At 69.8% G+C, this 7,036-nt stretch carries 7 protein-coding genes; 4 read left to right on the plus strand and 3 right to left on the minus strand.

What is annotated here, in order from left to right; genetic code table 11:
• Positions 1–453 precede the first annotated feature (453 nt).
• From LBC97_15585 to LBC97_15595, 3 genes are all read left to right on the plus strand, one after another.
• Positions 454–1,320: a hypothetical protein gene (locus LBC97_15585; GenBank protein MDR2567447.1), complete on the plus strand. Its 867-nt coding sequence runs from the start codon at positions 454–456 to the stop codon at positions 1,318–1,320.
• Positions 1,321–1,890: 570 nt separating this feature from the next.
• Complete coding sequence (locus LBC97_15590) at positions 1,891–2,280, plus strand: hypothetical protein (protein ID MDR2567448.1); 390 nt, start codon at positions 1,891–1,893, stop codon at positions 2,278–2,280.
• Positions 2,281–2,390: 110 nt separating this feature from the next.
• Positions 2,391–2,852 (plus strand): hypothetical protein, encoded by a 462-nt coding sequence (locus LBC97_15595; protein ID MDR2567449.1) that lies wholly within the window; start codon positions 2,391–2,393, stop codon positions 2,850–2,852.
• 199 nt (positions 2,853–3,051) lie between these two features.
• On the opposite strand, the gene LBC97_15600 is transcribed toward LBC97_15595, so the two are convergent.
• From LBC97_15600 to ilvD, 3 genes are read right to left on the minus strand one after another with little or no spacing between them, the layout of a single operon-like run.
• Positions 3,052–3,774, minus strand: a complete 723-nt coding sequence (locus LBC97_15600; GenBank protein MDR2567450.1) for a hypothetical protein — start codon at positions 3,772–3,774, stop codon at positions 3,052–3,054.
• Complete coding sequence (locus LBC97_15605) at positions 3,771–4,712, minus strand: ABC transporter ATP-binding protein (GenBank protein ID MDR2567451.1); 942 nt, start codon at positions 4,710–4,712, stop codon at positions 3,771–3,773. The genes LBC97_15600 and LBC97_15605 overlap by 4 nt, the downstream gene beginning before the upstream one ends.
• Positions 4,713–4,721: 9 nt before the next feature.
• Positions 4,722–6,599 carry a dihydroxy-acid dehydratase gene (gene ilvD / locus LBC97_15610; protein MDR2567452.1) on the minus strand — a complete coding sequence of 626 codons (1,878 nt, stop codon included), beginning with the start codon at positions 6,597–6,599 and terminating at the stop codon, positions 4,722–4,724.
• Between the two features lie 18 nt (positions 6,600–6,617).
• On the opposite strand from ilvD, the gene LBC97_15615 reads away from it, so the two are divergent.
• The coding region (locus tag LBC97_15615) for a hypothetical protein (GenBank protein ID MDR2567453.1) at positions 6,618–7,036 on the plus strand (419 nt) is incomplete at its 3' end.

The raw sequence follows: 7,036 nt of genomic DNA on the forward strand, positions 1-7,036 counted from the left end.
GGAATTCCGGACAGGTCCCCTTGTGCGCCCGGACCCGGCCGGTCCGCTGACTTGGGACGATGCCGTGTGGCTGGGCGACGGCATCGGCGGCGGTTGTCCGTTTCTCCCCGAAGCGGCGGGTTTCGGCTTGCTTCGGGGAGTTCCGGACAGGGCCCCTTGCGCGGCCCGACCCGGTCGGTCCGCTGACCTGCGCCGATGCCGTGTGGCGGGTTGGCGGCGTCGGCGGTGGTTGTCCGTTTCTCCCCGAAGCGGCGGTTTCGGGCTTGCTTCGGGGAGTTCCGGACAGAGCGGGGCTGTAGCACGGCGCGGCGGGGATCGCCAGCGGTTATCCCGTTGGGTGAATCGCTGGACTTGGGCAGCGTTCGGATGGAATCTGGGTTGGTGGCGGGGTTGCGACGGTCCGAGGGGCTCACGGAGGCGCAGGGGCGCGCGCTGCGAAGACATGGCGCCCGCGTGACGCGCGGTGTCTACGCGGAGACGGCCGAAGAAGCAGGCAAGCTGGAGGCGAGGGTGCGGGCGGCGCTGGCGGTTTCGCCGGCCGGAACGGTGGTGACTGGGGTGACAACGCTCGCGTTGGCCGGCATCGAACTGCCGGACCTGTCAAAGCGCGAGGCCGAAACGCGGGTCCACCTGCTGGCGCCTGAGAACGTTGACTGGGCCGCCCGGCGTGCCGACGTTGTGGTTCACCGGCGGGCCGGGCACTGTCCGCAACTGTTTCACCGGGCAAGCGGAATTCGCACGGCATCGATCAGCGATAGTTGGGTCGACGCGGTGCGTCGCTTGGGCTGTGAACACAAGTGGGTGCCGTGGGATGCGGGGCCGTCGGTAGCGCGGGGGCTGTTCGACTCGCCTGCCAAGCGGGTTTTTCTTGAGGCGGTGCAACTCGGCGACGTGTTGGACCGACGGAAACACAACTGGGCGCGCGTCGCACAGCTGACGGCTTGTGCGGACGTGTCGACCGGGCCTGGATCCAAACTGGTGCGGGCGGCGGCCAAACAGCTCCGCCACGGCACCGATTCGTTCATGGAGACCTGGCTGAGGCTGGTGCTTTGGGATGCGGGCTTCCCAGAGCCAATGGTCAACCACGAGATCAAGCTGGGCGGCCGGCGGCGCATGCTCGACCTGTCGTGGCCTGACCGCAGAATCGCGTTGGAGTACCAAGGGCGCCAACACTTCGCCGACGAGTCCCAAGCCTTTGACGACATGGTTCGCCGCGGTCAGCTTCAGCAGGCCGGGTGGACTATTCACGAGGCCGCCCACAAAGACCTGATCGACCCGCTTGGGTTGCTGTCCAGGCTCGCCCGCTCGTTCGGTTGGTGACCCAAGGCGCCGATGCCGTCAGACCCGCCGTAGTCTACGTGGGGCCGTTGATCAGGGCCGAGATCACGCCGCCCGCAATGATCAGCGCCGCCCCGAGGAGGATTACAACCCCTCGCCACCTGGATCTGGGCTCAGGTTGGCTGCCATGCCGTCGCGGGGCCCCTCCAGGACTTGACGAATCGACGGGTCTTGGCCGGCGCGAGGGCGGTGCCGGCGAACTGGCCGGGATGGCGCTCTCGTTGGCGCTGGGCAGGTCCGCAGGCCATGGCCAAGGCCCCTTGGTTCCGGAGTCTTGACCAGGCCGCGCCTCAGGGGCTGGCTGTGGCAGCGGGGGACCCCCCGGCTGGCCGGAGGGGAGTGCCGCAGGCGGGGCCCACGCCGGTGCCGAAGCCGCACGTTGGCTGGAAGCTACTGGTTCTGGTTGCCGGGCCGCTGGCGGCACGGGCGGCTCCGCGAGTGGCGGCAGCCAGGCCGGCCCTGATCCCTCGGGCTGGTCGACCGCTGGTGCGGCGGCCGGGGCTGGGGCCTCGGGTTGCCGGGTGGCCGGCGGCGCGGGCGGTTCTGGGGCGGGTGGGAGCCAACCTGGTCCTGATCCCGCAGGTTGGTCGACCGCTGGTGCGGCGGCCGGGGCTGGTGGCTCCGGGGGCAGCGCGGCTGGCGGCGCCGGGGGTTCTGGGGCGGGTGGGAGCCAACCTGGTCCTGGTCCCGCGGGTTGGTCGACCGCTGGTGCGGCGGCCGGAACTGGTGGTTCCGGTGGCAGGGCGGCTGGCGGCGCCGGGGGTTCTGTGGCGGGTGGGAGCCAACCTGGTCCCGATCCCTCGGGCTGGTCGACCGCTGGTGCAGCGACCGGAGCTGGTGGTTCCGGTTGCCGTGGGGCCGGCGGTTCTGTGGCGGGTGGGAGCCAACCTGGTCCCGATTCTGCGGGTTGGGAGATCGCTGGCGGGGCTGGGGGCTGGTTGAGCGGCGGCGCCGCCGGCGATTCCGTCGCTGGTGGCAGCCATGCGGGGGCCGTTTCCCCAACGGGTCTTGATGGTTCCGCCGGCTCTGGGCTGGGGGCTTCGGCCGGGGCCGTGAGCCACTCGGGTTCTGGGGGAATCGCAGTCGCCCGCTGGCGGCCTTCGGCTGCTTGGTCGGCGCCCGCCAGCCAATCGGGAAGGGAGGATGCCGCCGCGCTCGCATCCGAGGCGGGCGGGGTCGCCGGGTCGGCTGGCGCGGGTTCGGGGCCGGGCGGGGTTGCGGCGGGCCGGGCGACTTCGGGCCGGGGCACGGATTCGGGGACGGGCGGAACTGCGGCGGGGCCGGGCGGGGTCGCCGGGTCGGCTGGGGCCGGCTGGGGCACGGGTTCGGGGCCGGGCGGGACTGCAGCCGGGCCAGCGGCTTCGGGCGGGGGCGCGGGGGCGGTTGGGGCTGGGGGCGGGGCGTCCGGATCGGCCGCAGGGAAAGCTCCGGTGCTGGTGGCGGCCTTGCGGGCGTCCAAGATGGCGTTGACGTCAAGGCGTCCCAAGGTCCGCAAGCGGTCCTCCAGCCCTTGATAAAGGGCCGGATGGGCGGCCACCAGGGGGGATAGGGAGGGGAAGGCGCCGGCTATCACGGCCAGGTCGCCGGCGGACAGGAAAGGGTCGTCGAGCCGTCGCCGGGCCGCGCGTTCGCCGGTCGCTGGATCGAACATGGTTGGTCTCTCTGCTGGGTCGGGGGTCGGGAACTGCTTTGGTAGGCGAGTTTACCGGCCGGTCAGGGCACAGCTTTGCGGATCGACCAGTATGACCCGAGCGAGAACGTGCCCGCGATCACCAGCATCCATCCGCCGGCCACCGACGGGGTCAGGCCGAGGAACCAGTCGCCCACCGCCGGCCACCATTCTTGCCAGGTGACCAGCGCGATCGCCCCGACCATGCCCATGGTCCAGGCCGTGATCTCGACCACCAGGCGGATCGCGCCGCCGCGTTTGAAGACCGTGGTGCAGCAGAAGCCCGCCATGAACAGCATGAGGGTGAGGCCGGTCAGGAAAACGAATTGCTCCCACCAGGCGAAACCGGCGAACCAACCCGCCAGGCCGAAATAGTGGAAGCCGATCCCGAATCCGTCGGTGTGCTCCTCGACCACCCGCCCCACACCGTAGAGGAGCGCCAGCCCGCCCGCGAACAGGGCGGCCAGGCCGGTGGTGCCGTTAATATATTCGCGCCGGGTCAACGACATGGCCATGGCGAACGGATACGTGTACATCATGGCCTGAATGCCGACGGTGACCGCGTAGTAGAACGGCACGAACTGGAATCCGCCCAGCCCGTAGAGCTGGCGGGGGGCTTCTTCCTCCAGGCCCAGCAGCAGGACCATGTACAAGGCGATCGACAGCAGGAAGGTGGCGGTCACCACGACTGCGGGGATGATCAGGTAGGTGGCCCGGTTGGCCAGGTGCAGGCGGATGACTTTGACGAGGCGCGGTTTGTGCTTCATTGGCCGGCCGCCTTCCCGCCGTCGCTGGGCCAGACCATTGCCGCCGGGGGCGCCAACCCGGATTCGGCCGCTTGCCGGCGGGTCAGGTGGATCACGAGCTGTTGGAGGGAGACCGCCTCCACGGTCAGGCCGGTCGCGGCCAACGCGCGTTGGTCCTCGGCGGACAGCGCCCCCATGATGGTCAGCGCCAAGTACGGCCCCATCGCCTCTTGCCCAATGACCTCGCGCCCGCGCGCGAACTCCGCGACGGCGGCGGACGGCCCTATCACCCGCGCCGCGCGCCCCAGCAGGCTTTCGCGGTCCTGGTCGATCAGCACGCGCGCGTGGTCCAGCACCACCACGTTGGTGACTAAGGGCGCGACCTCGTCGATCAGGTGGCTGGACAGCACAATGGTCCTCGGGTCGCGCGCGTAGGAGGCGGCCAGCGTCTCGTAGAAAACCTGGCGGGCCATGGCGTCCAACCCCAGATACGGTTCGTCGAAGAACGTGATGTCGGCCCGCGCGGCCAGCCCAATGGTGACGCCGACGGCGGAGTTCTGACCCCGGGACATGCGCCGCACGCGGTGGTTCAGGGGGATCGCCAGGGCTTCGATCAGGTGGTTGGCGAGGGCTTGGTCCCAGCGCGGGTAGAACATGCGCGCGGCTTTGAAGGCGTCGCGGGCGCGCGCGTCGTTGGGGTAGCCCTGCCCCTCGCGGATGAAGCACATGCGTTCCAGCACGGGCGCGTGCTCATAGGGCCGCCGCCCGTAGACCAGCGCCTGTCCCGAGGTCGCCAGGATTTGGGCCGTGATGATCGACATCAGCGTGGTCTTGCCGGCGCCGTTGTGCCCGAACAGCCCGTGGATCAGCCCCTCTTCGAAGTTCATTGAAACGTGGTCCAGCGCCATTGTGCGGCGGTAGCGCTTGACCAGGTCGATGATGGTGACGGCGGCGGTCACGAGCGGCCCCTACAGTCCGCGTCCAGCGCGTTCGGCCGGCGAGGCCAGGCGTCCCAGGTCCCGCACCGCCCCCTTGTCCGCGGAGGTGGCCAGCGCCGCGTAGGTTTTCAGCGCCTGAGATATTGGACGATCCCGTCCGGCCGGCCTATACCCCCGCGTTTCCGCCAGGGTTTCACGCCGGGCCGCCAGTTCCTCGCCGCCCACGTCCAGGGTCAGCTCGCGGCCGGGAATGTCGATGATTATGCGGTCGCCGTCTTCCACCAGGGCGATCAGGCCCCCGCTGGCCGCCTCTGGCGACACGTGGCCAATCGACAGACCGGACGTGCCGCCGGAGAAGCGGCCGTCCGTGATGAGGGCGCATTCTTTGCCCAGACCGCGTCCTTTCAGGAAAGAGGTCGGGTACAGCATCTCCTGCATGCCCGGGCCGCCGGACGGTCCCTCGTAGCGGATGACCACCACGTCTCCGGCCGTGACGCGACCCCCCAAGATGCCGGCGACGGCACCATCCTGGGATTCGAAAACAACCGCCGGTCCCTCGAAATGCCAAATGGACTGGTCAACCCCGGCGGTCTTGACGACCGCCCCGTCCGGGGCCAAGTTGCCGCGCAGAATGGCCAGGCCGCCGTCGCGGGTAAAGGCGTGCGGGACGTCGCGGATTATCCCGGCGGCGGAGTCCAGGTCGAGGTCCGGGTAGCGTTCGGACTGGGTGAACGCGGCGGGCGAGTAGCGGCCGCCGGGCGCGGCGCGGAACATTTCCTCCGCCTCCGCGAGCGCGCGCCCCGAGCGCACGTCCCACAAGCCCAGCCAGGTGTCAACGTCCGGGGAGTGGATGGTGGCGACCTCGCGGTTGAACAGCCCCGCCCTGTCCAGTTCGCCCAGGATGGCGGGGATGCCGCCCGCGCGGTGCACGTCCTGGATCAGGGCGGTGCCGTTGGGCGCCACCTTGCAGACGCAGGGCACGCGGTGGCTGAGCTCCTCGATGTGGTGGAGCGTGAAGTCGACCCGGGCTTCTTGGGCTATCGCCAAAATGTGCAGGATCGTGTTGGTGGAGCCGCCCATGGCGATGTCCAGGGTCATCGCGTTCTGGAAAGCGGCGGGGGTGGCTATGGACAGGGGCAGGACGGATTCGTCTTCGCCCTGGTAGTAGCGCCGGGCCAGTTCCACCACCTGGGCGCCCGCTTTGCGGAAAAGCTTGGCGCGGTCCGTGTGGGTGGCCAGCAGGGTGCCGTTGCCCGGCAACGCCAACCCGATCGCCTCCGTCAAGCAGTTCATCGAGTTGGCGGTGAACATTCCGGAGCAGGAGCCGCAAGTGGGGCACGCGCCCTCTTCGATGGCCGCCAGGTCGGCGTCGGAGACCTGCGGGTTGGCCGATTCGGCGATGGCGCTGATCAGGTCCAGCTTGTCCCGACCGGTCCCGTTCGCCAAGACCGCGCGGCCGCCTTCCATGGGGCCGCCGGAGACGAAAACCGTGGGGATGTTCAGGCGCATCGCCGCCATCAGCATGCCCGGGGTGATCTTGTCGCAGTTCGAAATGCAGATCAGCGCGTCCGCCCGGTGCGCGTTCACCATGTACTCCACGCTGTCCGCGATCAGTTCGCGGCTCGGCAGCGAGTAAAGCATCCCGTCGTGGCCCATCGCGATCCCGTCGTCAACGGCGATCGTGTTGAACTCGCGGGCAATTCCGCCCGCCTCGTGGATGGCCTCGGAGACGATCCGCCCCACCGGCGCCAGATGCGTGTGGCCCGGCACGAATTCGGTGAACGAGTTCGCCACCGCGATGATCGGCTTGCCGAAATCCTCCCGCGCAACCCCGGCGGCGCGCAGCAAAGCCCGCGCCCCCGCCATGTTGCGGCCGGTCATGAGGACGTCGGAACGCAGTTTTGGCATGTGCCCTAGAGTAGCCCTGTGCCCAATCCAACCGTGACGCCAGGCGCGCGCCTGCGCGTGTTGGTGCCGGTCCAAGCGTTGGCGGCCGCCTCCGCTTATGACGAACTTGAGCCAATCGGCTACAAAGCCGGTTGCCCGATGCCGTCCGCCGCCGCCTCCGCCCGCGCCCTGCTTTCGTTGGTGCGCAGCCGGGAGGAGTTCGACTCGGAGTTGGCCAGCGCCCCGGGCCTGGAATACGTCCAGGTTGTCCCGGCCGGCTACGACGGGCTGGCGTCCCGCCTGCCACCGGGTGTCGGCCTGGGCACGGGCCGGGGCTCGAACGGCCAAGTGGTGGCCGAACTCGCGCTGGGTTTGCTGATCGCCGCGTTCCGGCGTTTCGCCGAGGCCGGCGCCGAGGGACGCCGGGGCCGGTTGATGCGCCCGCAAGGACGTTCGGT

The sequence above is a fragment of the Bifidobacteriaceae bacterium genome, assembly GCA_031281585.1.
Taxonomy (GTDB): Bacteria; Actinomycetota; Actinomycetes; order Actinomycetales; family WQXJ01; genus JAIRTF01.